The sequence below is a fragment of the Nocardia pseudovaccinii genome (assembly GCF_050942345.1).
GTDB classification, from domain to species: domain Bacteria; phylum Actinomycetota; class Actinomycetes; order Mycobacteriales; family Mycobacteriaceae; genus Nocardia; species Nocardia pseudovaccinii.
In genome coordinates this window covers 4,380,019-4,399,284 of record NZ_CP192074.1, presented here as the reverse complement: position 1 = coordinate 4,399,284, position 19,266 = coordinate 4,380,019, and the positions used below count along the sequence as shown (strand labels likewise).

General features: G+C 67.2%; 5 protein-coding genes. 3 read left to right on the top strand and 2 right to left on the bottom strand.

Features of this window, described 5'->3' with window-relative positions; all coding sequences use genetic code 11:
* Positions 1 to 29: 29 nt before the first annotated feature.
* Positions 30 to 16,550 carry an amino acid adenylation domain-containing protein gene (locus ACQPZ2_RS19650; RefSeq protein WP_433526865.1) on the top strand — a complete coding sequence of 5,507 codons (16,521 nt, stop codon included), beginning with the start codon at positions 30 to 32 and terminating at the stop codon, positions 16,548 to 16,550.
* A gap of 18 nt (positions 16,551 to 16,568) precedes the next feature.
* Here the strand turns inward: ACQPZ2_RS19650 and ACQPZ2_RS19645 are convergent, their stop codons facing one another.
* The gene (locus tag ACQPZ2_RS19645; protein ID WP_433526864.1) at positions 16,569 to 17,216 is read right to left on the bottom strand and encodes a TetR/AcrR family transcriptional regulator; all 648 of its coding nucleotides are present in this window, start codon (positions 17,214 to 17,216) and stop codon (positions 16,569 to 16,571) included.
* A gap of 149 nt (positions 17,217 to 17,365) precedes the next feature.
* Between ACQPZ2_RS19645 and ACQPZ2_RS19640 the strand changes: the two genes are divergently transcribed.
* A complete protein-coding gene (locus tag ACQPZ2_RS19640) occupies positions 17,366 to 18,031 on the top strand; it encodes an SRPBCC family protein (RefSeq protein WP_433526863.1) in 666 nt (221 codons plus the stop codon).
* A gap of 17 nt (positions 18,032 to 18,048) precedes the next feature.
* Here ACQPZ2_RS19640 and ACQPZ2_RS19635 read toward each other — a convergent pair whose 3' ends face one another.
* Positions 18,049 to 18,654 (bottom strand): helix-turn-helix domain-containing protein, encoded by a 606-nt coding sequence (locus tag ACQPZ2_RS19635; RefSeq protein ID WP_433526862.1) that lies wholly within the window; start codon positions 18,652 to 18,654, stop codon positions 18,049 to 18,051.
* A gap of 87 nt (positions 18,655 to 18,741) precedes the next feature.
* Here ACQPZ2_RS19635 and ACQPZ2_RS19630 point away from each other — a divergent pair, with 87 nt between their 5' ends.
* Complete coding sequence (locus tag ACQPZ2_RS19630; RefSeq protein WP_433526861.1) at positions 18,742 to 19,242, top strand: DinB family protein; 501 nt, start codon at positions 18,742 to 18,744, stop codon at positions 19,240 to 19,242.
* Positions 19,243 to 19,266: the final 24 nt, after the last annotated feature.

Below are 19,266 nucleotides of genomic sequence, written 5' to 3'. Positions count from 1 at the left end.
GCTCGACGCGAGAGGACTGTAGTACTCGAATGGATAGGGTTCGTCGCACTGTTCGGGGTCGAATTCGCCGCAGATCGAGTAGTCCGCTCTTCCTGCAGTTATTGGGGGCCGCGGTCGAATCCGCGGCCGGCTCGATCGCGATTCGCTACAACCCGACCGGCGAATCCGCTGATCAGCGCGAACTCACCTATACGGAGCTCGACGAGTCGTCATCGCGACTGGCACGGGAACTGATCGAGCGGGGCGTGGGCCCCGGCGACGTCGTTGCCGTCGGCTTCACTCGCTCGATCGAATCCGTACTGGCCGTATGGGCCATCGCCAAGACCGGTGCGGCCTACGTGCCGGTCGACCCCACCCTTCCGCCGGAGCGCAGCGAATACATCGTCGCCGACTCCCGGGCGGTGCTGGGGCTCACCGATTCGACGCATCGCTCGCGATTCGGCACCGAGATCTACTGGCTCGACATCGATGATCCGCTGCACCGGGAGCGGATCGCGGCACGACCCGCACATCCGATCTCCTATGTCGACCGGGTGGGCACACCAACCGAACAGCATCCGGCCTATGTCATCTACACCTCCGGCTCCACCGGTCGCCCGAAGGGCGTTGTGGTGACTCACGCAGGTATTGCGATGCTGGTGAACGCTCAGCGGGAGCGCTACGCGGTCGATGGCGACTCGCGGGTGCTGCACGTCTGTTCGCCGAACTTCGACGTATCGGTGCTCGAGCTGCTGCTGGCCTTCAGTTCCGGCGCGACACTCGTGGTGGCCCCGCCGACGGTGTTCGGCGGCGCCGAGCTGGCCGACCTGCTACGTCGCGAGCGCGTCACGCACATGCTGATCACGCCCGCGGCGCTGGAATCGGTCGATCCGGTCGGACTCGACACGCTGCGGGTCGTGGTCGTCGCGGGTGATGCGTTCGGCCCACGGCTGGTCGAGCGGTGGGCGGTCGCCGGACGGTCTTTCTACAACGCTTACGGGCCCACCGAGGCCACCGTTCTCGCTACCGGTAGCGCCGAGCTGGTGCCCGGTCAGCCGATCACCATCGGTGCCGCCCTGCCGGGTGTCGGTGCGGTGGTGCTCGATTCGCGGTTGCGGCCGGTACCCGCCGAAGTGATCGGCGAGCTCTACCTTTCCGGTCCCGCGCTCGCGCAGGGCTACCTGGGGCGGGCGGCGCTCACGGCGGAACGATTCGTGGCGAATCCGTTCGGCGGGGAAGCCGGCAACCCGGGCGCGCGAATGTACCGGACCGGCGATCTGGTGCGGCGCCGCGTGGCCGATGGCGCGATCGAATATCTGGGACGCTCGGATTTCCAGGTCAAGATCCGCGGCTTCCGTATCGAGCCAGGTGAGATCGACGCCGCACTGACCGGTCACCCAGATATCGAATATGCCGCGACGCTCGGCAAGGTCGCGCCCTCCGGCGCGACCGTACTGGTCTCCTATGTGCTGGCGCGCAACGGCATTTCTCTCGATGCCGGAGAACTCCTGCGCTTCGCCGGAACCGCATTGCCCGGTCATATGGTGCCGTCCGCGATCGTCGCGCTCGACGCGATCCCCTTGTCCGCCAACGGAAAGCTCGATCGGCAGGCGTTGCCCGAGCCGGTGTTCGAGGCGACGGTGTCGCGGGCCCCGGTGGGCGCCGTCGAATCTCGGCTCGCCGAGTTGTATGCCCAAGTGCTCGGTGTGCGGGTGGGGGCGGAGGACTCGTTCTTCGCCGCCGGTGGAGACAGCATCCTATCGATCCAATTGGTCTCGCGGGCCCGCGCGGCAGGGATAGTGTTCACCCCCCAGGATGTGTTCGAGCAGCGCACCGTGGCCGGGTTGGCGCGGGTCGCGGTAGTCGGTGCCGAACCCACGCCAACGCTCGCGGAGTTGCCCGGCGGCGGTATCGGGGAGATTCCGCTGACACCGGTGCTGGCCGCCCACCTCGTCGGGGGGCGGTCGTTCGGCCGGTTCACCCAGCACATGGCGCTTGCCCTACCCGAGCACATCGACCGGGCGGGTTTGGTGGCCACGCTCGCCGCGGTGCTGGACCACCACGACATGCTGCGCGCACGGCTGTGGTCTGCCGACGAGCGATGGCAGCTGCACACTCTGCCGCCGGGTGCGGTAGACGCGGACGCGCTGCTCACTCGTATCGACGTGCCCGCCGGACTGGACATCGATGAGTTGTGCGGGACCGCCGGTGCGGCAATGGATTCCGCCCTCGACACGCTCGACCCGGCATCGGCCCGGATGATCGCCTGCACCTGGCTTTCTCGACCGGACGGCCGGGACGCGCTGATCATCGCCGCGCATCACTATGTGATCGACGGCGTGTCATGGCGAATTCTGATCTCGGACTTGGTGACCGCATGGGCGCAACGCGACGGGGGGCACCGGATCGACCTGCCTGGTGTCGGCACGTCGTTCCGGCGGTGGGCGCACGGTCTGGTCGAGGCGGCGACCGCCGCGGACCGTACCAGCGAATTGCCGTACTGGCGGCAGGTTCTGACCGTCGCTGATCCCCTGATGGGCGCGCGGGAACTCGACCCGGTCATCGATACAGCGGCCACGGTGCGGCATTTCACCGTCACGGTGCCTGCCGAGGTCACCCATGCGGTGTTGACCGAGTTGCCGAGGCTGTATCGGAGCGGAGTCAACGACGGTCTGCTCGCGGCATTGGCGCTCGCGGTGCGCTCGTGGCGGGCGAAAAGAGGGGTCGATGCCGCGGCCACGCGAATCCGGCTCGAGGGACACGGTCGTGAGGAAACCGCCGTCGCCGGTGCCGACCTGAACCGCACTGTCGGCTGGTTCACCAGCATGTATCCGGTGGCGCTCGATCTGTCCGGCATCGACGCCGATGCCGCATGGAACACCGCCGACGCGACCGCGGCGATGCTCAAGACGGTGAAGGAGCAGCTGCTCGCGGTGCCGGACAAGGGCATCGGTTTCGGCGTGCTCCGTCAGCTGAACACCGATACCGCAGGCGAACTCGACGGTGCGCTGGGCCAGATCGGTTTCAACTATCTCGGTCGGATTTCCGCAGGCGACGTGCCGGAGGGGCTGACGGACCACAGTTGGCTGCCGACCGCCGACTGGGGCGCCCCGGAAGCCGACCAGGATCGGGCGATGCCCGCGGCCGCCGTGGTGGATATCAACGCGATCGTCACCGACACCGACGCGGGCGCGCAGATGAGTGCGTCGTTCGCGTACGCGTCCGAGATCCTCGACGAGGCCTCCGTGCGGGAGCTGGCCGAGTACTGGGTGGCCGCACTGACCATGCTTGCCGGACATGCACACGATCCGGCGGCCGGTGGCCTGACTCCGGCGGATGTCCCGCTAGTGCGGACCTCCCAGGGTGAACTCGATATCTGGCAGCGGGAGCACCCCGGTCTGGTCGATGTCCTGCCGCTGTCGCCCCTGCAGCTCGGATTGCTTTTCCTGACACAGCTTTCCGACGATGCGGCGGATCCCTATCTGCTGCAGTTGGCGGTGGAGTTGTCCGGCGTGATCGATCTGGATCGCCTTCGGCGGGCGGCGCAAGCGATGTTGGATCGGCATGCGATCCTGCGGGCCGCGTTCAGAACTTCGGTCGAGGGCGCCCCGGTCCAGATCGTCGCGGAGGGTCTCGAGGTCCCGTGGCGGATCGTCGACACCTCGGACACCGATCCGGCGTCGCTCCTGGCGGACGAGGCACGCCTCGGGTTCGATCCGACGGTGGCGCCGCTGCTGCGATTCACGGTGTATCGCACGAACTCCGGACGCGTACATCTGGTGTTGACCGCACATCACATCCTGTTGGATGGCTGGTCGATGCCGTTGCTGATGAAGGAACTACTGGTTTCCTATGCGGCCGACGGTGATTCGACGCCCCTGCCGCGAGTCCGGCCGTATCGGCACTATCTCGCCTGGTTGGCGCGCTACGACCGGGACGCCACCCTGCGGACGTGGCGCGCGGCGCTGGCAGATCCGACGCCGACTCGGCTGGCCGCGGCCCTGCCGCCGCCCACGACGCCCGCCGACGGCCACGGAGTTTGCGCCGCCGACCTGTCCCCTGTCGAGACAGCGGAGCTGCTGAGGTTCGCCGCCGCAACCGAGGTCACCGTCAATACGGTGGTCCAGGCGGCGTGGGGTCTGGTGCTCGCGGCGTGTGCCGGAGGCGACGATGTCGTGTTCGGCGCGGTGGTTTCCGGGCGGCCGCCGCAGGTCGACGGGGTCGACGAAATGGTCGGCCTGTTCGCCAATACCGTCCCGGTTCGGGTTCGGTTCGACTCCGATGCGCCGGTGCGGCAGCTGCTGATTCGGCTGCAGTCCGAACAGGTTTCGTTGCTCGACTCGCATCACATCGGGCTGACCGATATTCAGCGCGCAGCTGGTGCGGGCGAGTTGTTCGATTCTCTCGTGGCCTTCGAGTCGTATCCGGTCGACACCGATGGTTTGCGGCAGGCCCACGCGACGATCGACGGGCTGGAAGTCGTCGATCTCCAAGGTCGCAACTTCACGCATTATCCGGTGGCTGTCGTGGTCGAGTTGGGCACTCAGCTGCATGTACAGGTGCAGTACCGGCGCGACATGATCACCACCGCCGCCGCCCAGGCGCTCGCCGCGCGGTTGCGGGTCCTGATCGGTGAATTCGTTGTGACGCCCGAGCGCACGCCAGCGGAAATCGATCGGTTCTTCGATGATCGCGGCGACCTGATCTCGCAGACGCGCTACTGGCGCACCGCGCTCCAGGGCCTGCCGGATGAGCTGAACCTGCCCGCGGATCGCCCACGTCCTGCGATCCCCTCCCTCGCGGACTCGTGCGTCGAGTTCGAGATCGATGCGGATCTGTACCACCGGCTACCGCAAGTCGCGCACGACACCACGGTGTTCACCGTCCTGCACGCGACCTTCGCGGTGCTGCTTGCGCGACTATCGGGGACCGATGACATCGCGATCGGCACCCCCGCCGAAACCGGCGGATCGGTCGACACGGTCGTCCTGCGTACCAGGGTGCCGGGTGAAATCTCCTTCGACGATCTGCTCGCGCAGGCGAAAGACACTGCCCTACAGGCATTCACACGAGCAGAACTGCCCTTCGACCAGTTGGTGGCACTGCTGGATCCGGTTCGGTCGGACGCACGTCACCCCCTGGTACAGGTGATGTTGTCCGCGGGTGATCGGACTCCCATCGCACGCGGCCCGTTCGATCTGTCCCTGCACATTCGGGAGAACCGAGACCGCGCCCGCATCGTCGCGAACCTGTCCTTCGCGCCCGATCTGTTCGACCGGCGCACCGTGGAGATCTTCGCCGAGCGATTCCTCCGGCTGCTGGCCGCCGCGGTGCACCGCCCTGGGGACCCGATCGGTGACCTGCCGTTTCTCAGCGACGGCGAACTCGCCCTGCTGACGCGGGTCCACGACAATGACATGCGGGCGCCCCGGTTGCTGCCTGATCTGCTGACTCGTGGCGTCGCGTTGGGCCGGGACCGGATTGCGGTGCGATACCAGGGTCGATCGATCAGTTACGGCGAACTCGACGACCAATCGTCTCGGTTGGCGAGAGTCCTGATCGATCGAGGTGTCGGTCCAGAACTACCGGTCGCGGTGTCACTGCCCCGTTCCTACGAGATGGTGCTGGCCGCCGTCGCGATCGCCAAGGCCGGTGGTGCGCACCTGCCGGTCGACCCGGCCCATCCCGCGCATCGGATGCGGCACATGTTGACCGATTCCGGTGCGGCCCTGGGCATTACCGCGTCCGACCAGGTCGATCGGCTACCCGATGCGGTGGATTGGCTGGTGCTGGATGCACCGGCGACGGCGGTGTTGTGCGCAAACAAGTCCGCCGACACGATCACCGACGCCGAGCGGATCGCGCCGTTACGGACACAACATCCGGCATACGTGATCTACACCTCGGGCTCGACGGGCCTGCCCAAGGGGGTCGCCGTAACCCATGGCGGGTTGAGCGATCTGGTCGATCACTCGGTCGGCCAGTACCGTCTCGAGCCGCACCACCGGTACCTGCATATCTGTTCGCCGAGTTTCGATCCGTCGGTGATGGAATGGATGTGCGCGTTCTCGGTGGGGGCGACGTTGGTGGTCGTGCCGTCGGATGTCATGGGTGGACCGGAACTCGGCGAGTTGCTGCGGAGCGAGGGGGTGACGCACACGATCATCACCCCGGCGGTGCTCGGCACGGTCGATCCGGTCGGTGTTGACCGGATGGAAGTGCTGTTCGTGGGTGGGGATGTGCTGACCCCGGAGCTGTTGGCCAAGTGGCAGCCGGGCCGCCGGTTGTTCAACGCGTACGGTCCGACCGAGGCGACCGTGATGGCGTCGAATGTGGAACTGGTTGCGGGGCAGCACATCACGATCGGTAAGCCGATTCTGGGTAGTTCGGCGTACGTGCTGGATTCGCGGTTGAATCCGGTACCGCCCGGCGTTACGGGTGAGCTGTATCTGGCGGGCACCGCGTTGGCTCGTGGCTACTGGAACCGCGCCGGGTTGTCCGCGCAGCGGTTTGTCGCCAATCCCTGGGGTGAGCCGGGTTCGCGGATGTATCGCACGGGCGACCTCGTGCGCTGGTACGCGGCACCGGAGCAGCGAGCGGGAAATCTCGCCGTTGCGTCGGCGGATTGGCAGCTCGACTATGTCGGTCGCGCTGACTTCCAGGTGAAGGTCCGTGGTTTCCGAATCGAGCTGGGCGAGATCGATACCGTGCTCGGCCGACATGCCGATATCGATTTCGTTGTCACGCTTGGTCGCGAGATGCCCGGTGGTGCAACGGCATTGGTGTCATATGTGCGGGCGGCGCCGGGGCGGGTGGTGGATCCGGCCGGGCTGCGGGAGTATGCGGCCGGGATCCTGCCGTCGCATATGGTGCCCGCGGCGATTATGGTCCTGGACCGGGTTCCGTTGACTTCGAACGGAAAGCTGGACCGTAATGCGTTGCCGGAGCCGGTGTTCCCGACGGCGGTGTCGCGGGCTCCGGTCGGCGCGGTGGAGTCGCGGCTCGCCGAACTCTTCGCGCAGGTGCTGGGTATGGAGCGGGTCGGGGTGGACGATTCGTTCTTCGCGGTCGGCGGTGACAGCATCATGTCGATCCAGTTGGTGTCGCGGGCCAAGGCGGCGGGGATGGTGTTCACCGCGCGGGATGTGTTCGAGCAGAAGACAGTCGCGAGGTTGGCTCGTGTTGCCGTGGTCGGTGCGGAGTCGGCGGCGGTTCTCGCGGAGTTGCCCGGCGGCGGTGTCGGCGCGGTTCCGTTGACTCCGGTACTCGCCTGGTTCCTCGCCAACGGTTCGTTCGGCCGATTCGCGCAGAGCATGGTGCTCGGATTGCCGGAGGCGATCGATCGCGCGGGTGTGGTGGCCACTGTCGGCGCGGTGCTCGATCATCATGATGTGCTGCGCTCGCGCGTGTGGCAGGCGGACGGCTCGTGGCGGTTCGAGGTGTTGGCGCGTAACACCATCGAGGCCGACGCGCTGGTCGCCGAGGTCGAGGTGCCCGCGGGTGTCGACGAGGCCGAGCTGAATCGAATTGCCAACGCGGCCATGGATTCCGCGTTGGCGACGCTGGATCCCGCTGCGGGCCGGATGATCGCGTGCACGTGGCTGCGCAGACCCGATGCGCGCGATGTTGTCGCCGTCGCGGTCCATCACTACGCGATCGATGGCGTGTCGTGGCGCATTCTCATTCCGGATCTGGTGCTCGCGTGGGCACAGCGCAGCGCCGGGCAGCCGGTGGCTTTGCCCGCCGTCGGCACCTCCTTGCGGCGATGGGCGCACGCCTTGGTGGAAGCGGCCGCCACACCGGAGCGTGCCGAGGAACTCGGCTATTGGCAGCGGGTGCTGGCCACGCCTGATCCACTGTTCGGCACGCGTGCGCTGGACCCGGTCGCCGATACTTTCCAAACCCGGGGTGTGTTCGATATCCGGGTTCCGGTCGAGGTAGCCGACGCTGTGCTCACCAAGGTTCCCGCGCTGTACCAAGGTGGCGCCAACGACAGTCTGCTCGCCGCGCTCGCGATGGCGGTGCGTTCCTGGCGGGCGCGGCGCGGCATCGATACTCCGGTCACTCGGCTGCGGCTCGAGGGGCACGGTCGCGAGGAAGACGCGGTGCCCGGCGCTGACCTGACTCGCACCGTGGGTTGGTTCACCAGCATCAGTCCGGTGGCCATCGACCTGTCCGGAATCGACACCGAAGCCGCCCTCGCCGGTGGCGAGGCGACCGCCGCGGTGCTGAAATCGGTGAAGGAGCAACTGCTTTCGGTGCCGGATCGAGGCATCGGTTTCGGCCTGCTTCGGCATCTGAATCCGGGCACCGCCGATGCGCTGGCCGGTGATCTCGGGCAGATCGCTTTCAACTACCTCGGCCGTGTCTCCGCGGGTGCGGTGCCCGACGGCCTCTCGGACTGGCTTCCGACCGGAGAACTGGGAACCATTGCCGCAGAGCCGAATCCGGACCTGCCGTTGTCCGCGGTGATCGACATCAACACGATCGTCAGCGATACCGCGGATGGCCCGCGGATGGTGGCGTCGTTCACCTTCGCCGCCGCGATCATCGACGAGGCGGCGGTGCGGGAGCTGGCCGAGGACTGGCTGGCCGCGCTCACCGCGATTGCCGACCACACGAAGGATCCGGCCGCCGGCGGTCTGACCCCGTCGGATGTGCCGCTGGTGCGGGTTTCTCAGGTCGAGTTGGACCAGTGGCGGCGGAACCATCCCGGACTGTCGGATGTGCTGCCACTGTCACCGCTGCAGAACTCGCTGCGGGTGCTCATCGAGCTACTGGACGGTTCGATCGACGCCTACATAATCCAGCTGGCGGCGACGCTGACGGGCGAGCTGGACATGGTCCGGTTGCGCCGAGCCGCGCAGACCATTCTGGACCGGCACGCGAACCTGCGATCGGCCTTCGTACCCACGGCCGACGGGACGTCGGTGCAGCTGGTCATGGACGGGGTCGAGATGCCGTGGCAGGTTGTCGACGGCGTATCCGAGGCCGAGCTGCCCGAACTGCTGGTCGCCGAGCGGCGACGCGGATTCGATCCAGCGGTGGCGCCGCTGCTGCGATTCACGGTGTACACCAACGACTCCGGGCACTCGGGGACAGCGGACGGCGGGGTGGGTAGGCACAGCCATCTCGTATTGACCGGACACCACATCCTGCTCGACGGCTGGTCGATGCCGCTGTTGATGAAGGAGCTGCTGGTCCTGTACGCGACCGGCGGCGACACGTCACCGCTCGCACCGATCCGGCCCTACCGCGACTACCTGCGGTGGCTCGCCCGGCAAGACCGGGAGGCCGCGGTACGCGCCTGGTCGGACGTGTTGACCGGCGCCACCGCGACCATGCTCGCCCCTGAACTGGCGTGGCCCGCGGCGACCGGCGACGGGTTCGGCGTCTGTGAATTCGATCTGTCGACCGCGCAGACCGCGGCGCTCACGGCGCATGCGGCTACGGCCGAGGTCACCGCCAATACGGTGATACAGGCGGCGTGGGGTCTGGTCATCGCCGGTAGCACCGGACGCGACGATGTCGTCTTCGGCGCGACGGTCTCGGGCAGACCGCCGCAACTCGACGGTATCGGCGACATGATCGGCCTGTTCGTGGATGCCATCCCGGTACGGATCCGGTTCGATCGAGACACGACAGTGCGGGCCCTGCTGGCGGGTTTGCAGGGCGAGCAAGCGTCGCTGTTGGACCATCACCACCTCGGACTCGGCGCGATCCAACGCATCGCCGGACTGACCTCACCCGCCGCGCCGACTCCGCAAGCTCCATCGGCTGGCGTCCCCCATGACGAGCTGTTCGACACGATGCTGGTCTTCGAGTCCTACCCGGTCGACGCCGAGGGGCTGCAGCAGGCGGGCGGCGCCATCGACGGGTTGCGGATCGAGCAGATGCGCGGGGCCGACTTCACGCACTATCCGATTACCGTTGTGGTCTTCCTGGATACCCGGACGCTGGTGCAGGTGAAGTACCGGCGCGATGTCGTCGCCGACGAGACGGCACAGGCCGTGGCCGATCGGCTGCGCCGCGTCCTCGGTGATCTGCCCGCGACACCGGACCGTGCCGCGGCCGATATCGCGCTGCTGTGCGACACCGAATCGGACGACCCGATCACCAGGTCTCGCTACTGGCGCACCGCATTGGCGGGCCTGCCCGATCGGCTGGAGCTGCCGACGGACCGGCCACGCACGGCGCTGCGGTCCGATGTCCGTGGGCGGGTGGAGTTCTCGGTACCCAACGAGGTACACCTGGGTCTCCGGCAGCTCGCGCACACGGCGGGCGTGACATGGACCGCGGTGGTGCACACGGCATTGGCGGTAGTGCTCGCGCGACTATCAGGCTCCGACGACATCGCGATCGGCACCCCGACGCCAGGCGGCCGCCGTGCCGAGTTGGTGTTGCGTACCCGCGTGGATCGAGCCGCGCGCTTCGCCGACCTCCTACCGGAGGCACACCAGCGTGAACTGCAAGCGTGCACGCACGCGGGTATTCCGTTCGACGAGTTGGTCGATCTGTTGGGAGCGCGGCGGTCGCCGGATCGGCATCCCCTGTTCCAGGTGGCTCTGTCGTTCCAGAGTCCGCCGGATGCGGTCGGGGATCTGGCATTGGCGATCTCGCCCCCGAATGGCGATTCGGACCGGATGCGCGGCGAGATGTCTTTCGCGCGTGATCTTTTCGACGACGGTACGGCGGAGATATTCGCCCGGCGGTTCCTTCGGGTGCTGGCGGCGGTCGTGGACGAGCCCGCGACACGGGTGCGCGAATTGCCGCTGTTGGTCGGCGACGAGTACGGGTGGCTGACCCGGATGGGCGGCGGCGCCCCGGCTACCGTCGGGATGCTGCCGGATCTGCTGACCCGGGGAGCCGGTTTCGGGCGTGATCGGGTCGCGGTGCGCGACGCGGGGCGGGCATACACCTACGGTGAACTCGACGAACTGTCGTCGCGTCTGGCGCGCGTACTGATCGATCGAGGTGTCGCGCCGGAGACGGTGGTGGCGCTGGCGATGCGACGTTCGTACGAGATGATCGCCGCGGTATGGGCGGTCGCCAAGGCGGGTGGCGCGTATCTGCCGGTCGATCCGAGCTATCCGGTGGACCGGGTGCGGCACATGGTGGCCGATTCCGGGGCGGTGGTGGGCATTACGCTCGCTGAGCACGCGAATCTACCCGACACGGTGGACTGGCTGATGTTCGACGATCCCGCGGTGCTCGCACGCTGCGCCGCCCACTCGGCGGCCGCGGTGACCGACGCGGACCGTCGTGCGCCGCTGCGGATGTCGCATCCGGCCTACGTGATCTACACGTCGGGTTCAACGGGATTGCCCAAGGGGGTCGCCGTCACCCACGCCGGGCTCGGTGGACTCGTCGGTCACACGGTCGACATGCTCGGACTCGAGCCGCAACATCGGATGCTGCACGTGTGTTCGCCGAGTTTCGACCAATCGGTCGAGGAGTGGTCCAGTGCGTTCTACAGCGGTGCCACCCTGGTGATCGCCGCACCGGATATCGTCGGCGGCACCGAACTTCGTGACCTGCTGCGTGGCGAACGGGTGACGCATACGATCATCACCCCGGCGCTGCTCGGCACTGTTGATCCCGCCGACCTGGACGACCTGGCGGTGGTGTCCGCAGGAGGCGAGGCCACCACTCCCGAACTCCTCGCCAGGTGGCAGCCGGGTCGCCGCTTCATCAACGGATACGGTCCGACCGAGGCGACGATCGGCGCCACCTATACGACTCTGCTTGCGGGACAACGGGTAACGATCGGCCGTCCGATACCCGGCGGGTGGGCGGCGGTGCTCGATGAGCGGTTGCACCCGGCGCCCGCGGGTGTCACCGGTGAGTTGTATCTGGCGGGCCCGGCACTCGCCCGCGGCTATCACGGGCGTTCCGGCTCGACGTCGGAACGTTTCGTCGCGAATCCGTGGGGTCGGCCGGGCGACCGGATGTACCGGACCGGCGATCTGGTCCGCTGGGTCGAGGTACCGAATGCCACGGCTACCGGTTGGGAATTGGAGTACCTGGGCCGCACGGACTTCCAGGTGAAGATCCGTGGCTTCCGCATCGAACTCGGGGAGATCGACGCGGTGCTCGCCGCGCACCCCGACGTGGACTACGCGGTGACCCTCGGGCGCGAAAACCCCAGCGGGGCCACGATTCTGGTGTCGTACGTAATGGGCCGATCGCTGGATCCGGATCAACTGGCGCGGTGGGCAGCGCGAAGCCTGCCGTCGCACATGGTTCCCGCGTCGGTCGTGGTGCTCGACGAGATCCCATTGACCGCGGTCGGCAAACTCGACCGAAATGCACTCCCCGAACCGCAGTTCGCGGCGCGCACCTACCGGGAACCGTCGACGGTGGCGGAACAGGCCGTGGCCGGTATCTTCGCCGAGGTACTCGGCATCGAGCGGGTCGGCGCAGACGACAATTTCTTCGAGCTGGGCGGCAATTCGCTGCTCGCCACGCGGGTGACCGCTCGCCTCGGCATGACCCTGGATGCCCGGGTTCCGGTGCGTGTGCTGTTCGCCGCGCCCACCGTCGCGGGTTGTGCGCGAGAGGTGGCTGAGCTCACCGGTACCGGGAGTCGCCGCGCCCCGGTAGCGGGCCCACGGCCGGAACGAATTCCGCTGTCGCCCGCACAGCAACGGATGTGGTTTCTCAACAGGTTCGATACCGAGTCGACCGCGTACAACATTCCTGTCGCGATCCGCCTGACCGGCGATCTGGATATCGCCGCGCTGGGGCAGGCCTTCACCGATGTCGTTGTGCGCCATGAGATCCTGCGAACCATATATCCGCAGCCAGGGGATGCGGCGGATCCGGTGCAGGTCGTCCTGCCTCCCGGTCACTCGGAAGTACCGCGGCTGGAGGTCCGGACCGTCGATGCCGCCGAGGTGGAATCGGCTGTGCTGGAACTGGTTTCGACGACGACCTTCGACGTGACCACTGAGGTGCCCGTCCGCGCCGTGCTGTTCCGGGTCGCGGACGCCGAATTCGTGCTGGCCATGGTCGTCGACCACATCGCGGGTGACGGCTACTCCGGTGGCCCGCTCACTCGTGATCTGGCGTCGGCATACGCGGCGCGCACGCTGGGCCAGGCCCCGGATTGGTCGCCGCTGGCCGTGCAGTACGCGGATTACACGCTGTGGCACCGTGCGCTGCTCGGCAGTGCGGACCAGCCGGGGTCGATGGCGGCCGAGCAGATCACCTACTGGCGGCGAGCCCTTGCCGACCTGCCGGATCAGCTGGAGTTGCCGACGGACCGGCCCCGGCCGGCGGTGCAGTCGTTCGCAGGCGGCCGAGTGGAGCTGCACATCGACGCGCGTGCGCATGCGGCGTTGGCGGGGCTGGCACGAGCCGAGGGCGCGACGCTGTTCATGGTTGTGCATACCGCGCTGGCGGTGTTGCTGGCTCGCTTGTCCGGCACCGGCGATATCGCGATCGGTACACCGATAGCGGGCCGGGGTGAGGCGGTGCTGGACGATCTGATCGGCATGTTCGTCAACACCCTGGTGTTCCGTACCCGGGTCGATGCGGATGCGGGTTTCACGGAGTTGCTTGCGCGGCAACGTGATACCGACGTCCAAGCCTTCGCCCATGCCGATGTGCCGTTCGAGCAATTGGTCGAAGTGCTCAATCCCGTGCGCTCGACGGCGCGTCATCCGCTGTTCCAGGTGGGGCTGTCGTTCCAGAATCTGGCCCCGGCCAGGATGGAGTTGCCGGGCTTGACCGTCACGGCGTTGGCACCGGATCGACAGCTGTCGCAGTTCGATCTGCATGTGATCATGGCCGACAGCTATGACGAGGACGGTGTGCCGACGGGTATCGGCGGCTTCTTCACCTACGCCGCGGATCTGTTCGACGAGTCGACGGTGCGGAGTTTCGTGGACCGGTTCGTGCGGGTCCTCGATGCCGTGATCGCGGATCCACAGGTTCCGGTCGGTGCCATCGATCTGCTCGCGACCGAAGAAAGCACACGGATCCTCACGGCGTGGAACGACACCGCACACCAGGTGAATACGGCCGCCACCTTGGCGTCGCTGCTCGACGAGACTGTCGCTGCCACACCGGAGTCCACGGCGCTCATCGCCGCCGACGGTACTCCGATCACCTACGGTGAGCTCGATGCACGCGTGAACAAGGTTGCGCGGTACTTGATTTCGTCGGGTGTGGGCCCGGAGTCGCGGGTGGCGTTGGCCATTCGGCGTTCGGCGGATCTGGTCGTCGCGATGTATGCCGTGAGCAAGGCCGGTGGGGTGTACGTGCCGGTCGATCCGGACCAACCCGCACAGCGGACCGACTACATGCTGGAGACGGCGGCACCGGCATGTGTGCTGACGAATGCCGATGCGGATTTCGGAACCTCCGCTGCGCCGGTGGTGCTGATGGATCGACTGGACCTGTCCTCGGTGGACGCGGCCCCGATCACCGACGCAGAGCGGATCGCGCCGTTGCGCGCCGAGCACGCGGCCTATGTGATCTTCACATCGGGGTCCACGGGTCGCCCGAAGGGGGTCGCGGTCACACACGGTGCGATTGTCAACCAGTTGCTCTGGAAGACAGCGCAATTCGGATTGACCGCCGATGACGCGGTGTTGCTGAAGACGGCGGCGACGTTCGATTTGTCGGTGTGGGAATTCTGGTCGGCCGCGGCGTGCGGCGGCCGACTGGTAATCGCCGCGCCGGACGGCCACCGCGACCCGGCATACCTGAACGAGCTGATGACCCGTGCGGGCGTGACCACGCTGCACACGGTGCCGTCGATGCTGGACGCATTGCTGACGGGGCGGCTGCCGGACTCGGTGCGCCAGGTGCTGGCGATCGGTGAGACCCTGCCTGCCGCGCTGGCGCGCCGATTCGCTGCGGCGGCGCCGGATGCGTCGCTGTACAACCTGTACGGTCCGACGGAGGCGGCGGTATCGATCACCAGCCATCAGGTGGGCAGGTTCGATGAACTAGCCGTGCCGATCGGCAGACCCGCGTGGAATAGTCAGGTGTACGTGCTGGATTCGCGCTTGCGCTCGGTTCCGGTCGGCGTCGCCGGTGAGTTGTACTTGGCCGGAGGACAGTTGGCACGCGGCTACTTCGGTCGCGCTGACCTGACGGCGGATCGTTTCGTCGCCAACCCGTTCCAGCCGGGTGCCCGGATGTATCGCACCGGTGATCTGGTGGCATGGAATACCGAGGGCGAGCTCGAGTATCGGGGCCGTACCGATTTCCAGGTGAAGATCCGTGGCTTCCGAATCGAACTCGGCGAGATCGACGCCGTACTGGCCGCCCACGCGGAAGTGGATTTCGCCGTCACGATCGGCAGGGAGAATTCCGCTGGGGCAACGGTTCTGGTGTCGTACGTGGTGGCCGCCGAGGAACGGGTGATCGATCCGGATCGGCTGATCCGCTGGGCCGCACGGACCCTGCCGTCGCATATGGTTCCCGCGGCGATCGTGGTACTCGACGACCTCCCGTTGACCCAGGTCGGCAAACTCGATCGCGCGGCGCTGCCCGAACCGGAGCTCGGGACCCGCGCCTTCCGCGCACCGACGACAGCGCTCGAGACCATGGTCTGCGAGATTTTCGCGGATGTACTGCGTCTGGATCGCATCGGATTGGATGACAACTTCTTCGAACTCGGCGGCAATTCACTGATCGCGACCAAGCTGACGGCTCGGTTGAGCGAGGCGATGGCCGAAACGATTCCGGTGATGTGGGCGTTCACCGCCCCCACCCCCGCGGGCATCGTCGCGGAGTTGCGTGCGCGCGGCGCAGCGGGAGCCGGTGCCGACGCGGCATTCGATGTGCTGTTGCCGCTGCGGGTTTCCGGCACCGCCGAGCCGCTGTTCTGCATCCATCCGATCGGAGGCATCGCGTGGTCGTTCGCCGGGCTGGTCGCCCATCTCGATGCGGATCGGCCCATTTACGGACTGCAGTCACCCGCGCTGAGTTCTGGTGACCCACTGCCGGATTCGATCGAGGATTGGGCGCGGCACTACGTCAAACACGTACGTGAGGTGCAACCGGAGGGCCCCTACCACCTGCTCGGCTGGTCACTCGGCGGTGTGCTCGCGCACGCCATGGCCGTCCAACTCCAGGACGAAGGCGCACAGGTGGCGCTGCTGGGCATGATGGACAGTCGACTACTCGACATCGGCGCCGGATCCAAACTCGCGGGGATCAAGGTTACGGTGCGAGAACTGCTCGGTGGACTACTCGGCGCTCGCGCCGCGGAATTCGGCTTGGACGAAACGGTGGAATTGTCCGAGCTGGCACAGCGATTGAGCACGCTTCCCGAGCCGTTCGCATCCTTCGGGGCCGCGCGGATCGAACGGGTCGTGGCCGCGGCGATCGACTCGGCGGCTCTCGACGCGGCATATCGTGCGCGGTCCTTCGATGGCGACCTCGTCTATTTCACTGCGGCCCACGACGATCCGACGGGTTCCGTCTACGCCGCGACCTGGACTGCCGCAGTGACCGGTACCGTGCACAACCACCCGGTGGCCACCACACACTGGCGGATGACCACCGATGCGGCGCTCCGGCGTATCGCGGAGGTCCTGCACGAGTGGTTGTGACACACTGCCGCGGCGTGGTCACTGTGTGATGAGAGTGTCGAGTTCGTCGGCGAACAGCAGGTCCGGGTCGAATTCCATTCCGGTGAAATGCCCAGCGAGTTCGAGGGAGAGGACGCCGTGCAGCCGGGTCCAGAAGGACACCGCTCGGTGCAGGGTTGTGGTCGGTACCGAGTGGTCGGCGGCCCATCGGCGATGGTGTTCGAGGTGGGTGTCGAACGGTGTCGTGCGTGGCTCCGGGGGCAGCGCGGAGAATGCCTCGATCAACATCGTCATGATCTCGTTCGAGATCTCGGTGGTGTCGTCGGGTGCGTGGTAGCCGGGGACGGGCGTGCCGTAGATCAGGAAGTATCGCTGCGGGTCGGCCAAGGCCCACTCCCGTAGCGCGTAGGCCAGTCGGGCCAGGTCGGCGCCGGAATCCCGGGCCGTGCGCAAGGTGTCGGCGAGGCTGCGGTAGGCGTCGCGAATGAGTTCGGTGATCAGTTCGTCGCGGCTGGCGAAGTACCGGTAGAGGGCCGGACCGCTCATACCCACCTGTTTGGCGATGGCGTTGAGCGACAGCGCGGACGCGCCCGCCGTGGCGATCTGCTGCCAGGCGCACTGCTTGATCTCCGCCCGCATCTGCACCCGATAGCGCTCCCGCGGGCTCTTCGCACCTGGGTTTGCCATGGACCGCTCCCTTCCCGGCTACACGCCACGCTCTTTGGTTAGAAGGTATCACTTTTGCTCTTGCTTCTCACAGCGCGGGCGTTATAACCTCTAACTATTGCAATAGATGCTCACCAATTCATGTGAGCCCGTCGCCGAGGAGCACAACCATGAACGACACTCGCCTGTCCAGCGCCCCGAAGGCGCACGCCGAGTCCGGCACCATCCGTCGCCGCGGACGGGCCACCCTGCTCGGGATCGCCTTGTCCGCCGCATTCCTGAGCGCCACCGTCACCTCTGCGCATGCCGACGGCCCTGCCGACTCGGCTCCGCTGACCTGCGAGGGTGCGGGCATCGACACGGCGGCGCCGATTCATTACCGGACCGAGGCCCTGATCAAAGCGCCGCTGGACGTGGTCTGGAATCTGCAGACCGATGTAGCACGCTGGTCGTCATGGCAGCAGCCGGTCACCAGCATCGAGCGTCTGGATTCGGGGCCGCTGCAAGCTGGTTCGCAGTTCCGATGGACCACTCCTGCCCCCGCCACCGCCACAACCCCCGCGACCACGCTGACTATCACCTCTACCGTCCAGCAGCTGCAACCCTCTCGGTGCATCCGCTGGAGCGGACCGGCGATCGGTGATGGGATGCGCATCGACGGCGGAATTCATGTCTGGACCTTCACCCCGGTGGACGGCGGCGTCCTGGTGCGCACCGAGGAGAACTGGAACGGAGCACAGGTCGAAGCGGACGTGCCGACCTCCACCCACTTTCTCGGTGCCGGTCTCGAAGCCTGGCTGGCCGACCTGCGGACCGCCGCAGAAACACAGCGCTGACGGTTATTTCGCCGAGTTCATCGCCTGCTACCGCCGTGCGACGACCGATGCGGGTCGGCGCGCACGTGCGCACGCATTCCTTGCGGGCCGAACAGGATCAGCAACTCGACTACTCCACCGTCGGCGCTGCCCAGCCAGTGCGGCAAGGACGTGTCGAACTCGGCGGCCTCCCCCGGCGGCAAGGTCATGTCGCGCTCGCCGAGCACCAGCCGCAGGCGACCGTTGAGCACGTACAGCCATTCGAAGCCTTCGTGAGTCTGCGGGGTCGGTTCGAGCGGTTCCGGCTCAGCGGGAATGATCATCTTGAACGCCTGTATCCCGCCCGGCCGCCGGGACAGCGGCACGAAGATCATCCCGGACCGCCGGATCGGCTTCAGGTGTATCCGCGGGTCGCCGGTGCGCGGAGCGCCGACGAGGTCGTCCAGCGGAATGTCGTAGGTGCGGGCGAGCGGCAGCAGCAACTCGAGGGTCGCCCTGCGCTGTCCGCTCTCCAGCCGGGACAGGGTGCTCTCCGATACACCGGTCGCCGCGGCGAGGTCGGCGAGGGTGATGCCGCGGTCGCGCCGCAGCGCACGCAGCCGCGGCCCCACCGCGTCGAGCACGTCGTCCGTTTCGCGATCCACGAGGCCATCTTGCCGGAACAGCAAGATCGCGTGCCAGATCGTAGTGCGCGTGGCGAGACTGGGCGCGTGCCGACCACAGGAGGCTCGATGAGCACCACCACGCGCCGCAAACGCCGCGGCGACACCCCGCCGCCCTCGACCGGAAGCGGCGAGACCGAAATCCTGCGCGGATTCCTCGACTACCTCCGGGCCGCGATCGCCGCGAAGGTCGAGGGCGCCCCCGAACCACAGGTGCGAACAGCCGCAGTGCCGTCGGGCACGAACCTGCTCGGGCTGCTCCAGCATCTGACCTTCGTCGAACGCTCGATGTTCCTCGGGGACAACATCATCGACTGGCAGGCGACGTTCCAGGCAGCACCAGCCGACAGCGTGGCCGATGTCGTCGCCCGCTACCGAGATGCGGTCGAGCGTGCCAACGAAATACTCGACGGCTGCACCGATCTCGGCGCACCGGTCCCTCGACGGCGGCCGGGCCGTCCCGCTCCCAGCCTCCGCTGGGCACTCACCCACATGATCGAGGAGACCGGCCGCCACGCGGGCCACGCGGACATCCTCCGCGAATTGATCGACGGCACGACCGGACGCTGACTTCTTCTCCCACGACAGGAACAC

Excerpts from the sequence above, each read along its gene's own strand:
- ACQPZ2_RS19640 (WP_433526863.1), top strand. The coding sequence starts at position 17,366 with ATGAACGACACTCGCCTGTCCAGCGCCCCGAAGGCGCACGCCGAGTCC.
- ACQPZ2_RS19650 (WP_433526865.1), top strand. The coding sequence starts at position 30 with ATGGATAGGGTTCGTCGCACTGTTCGGGGTCGAATTCGCCGCAGATCG.
- ACQPZ2_RS19645 (WP_433526864.1), bottom strand. The coding sequence starts at position 17,216 with ATGGCAAACCCAGGTGCGAAGAGCCCGCGGGAGCGCTATCGGGTGCAG.
- ACQPZ2_RS19630 (WP_433526861.1), top strand. The coding sequence starts at position 18,742 with ATGAGCACCACCACGCGCCGCAAACGCCGCGGCGACACCCCGCCGCCC.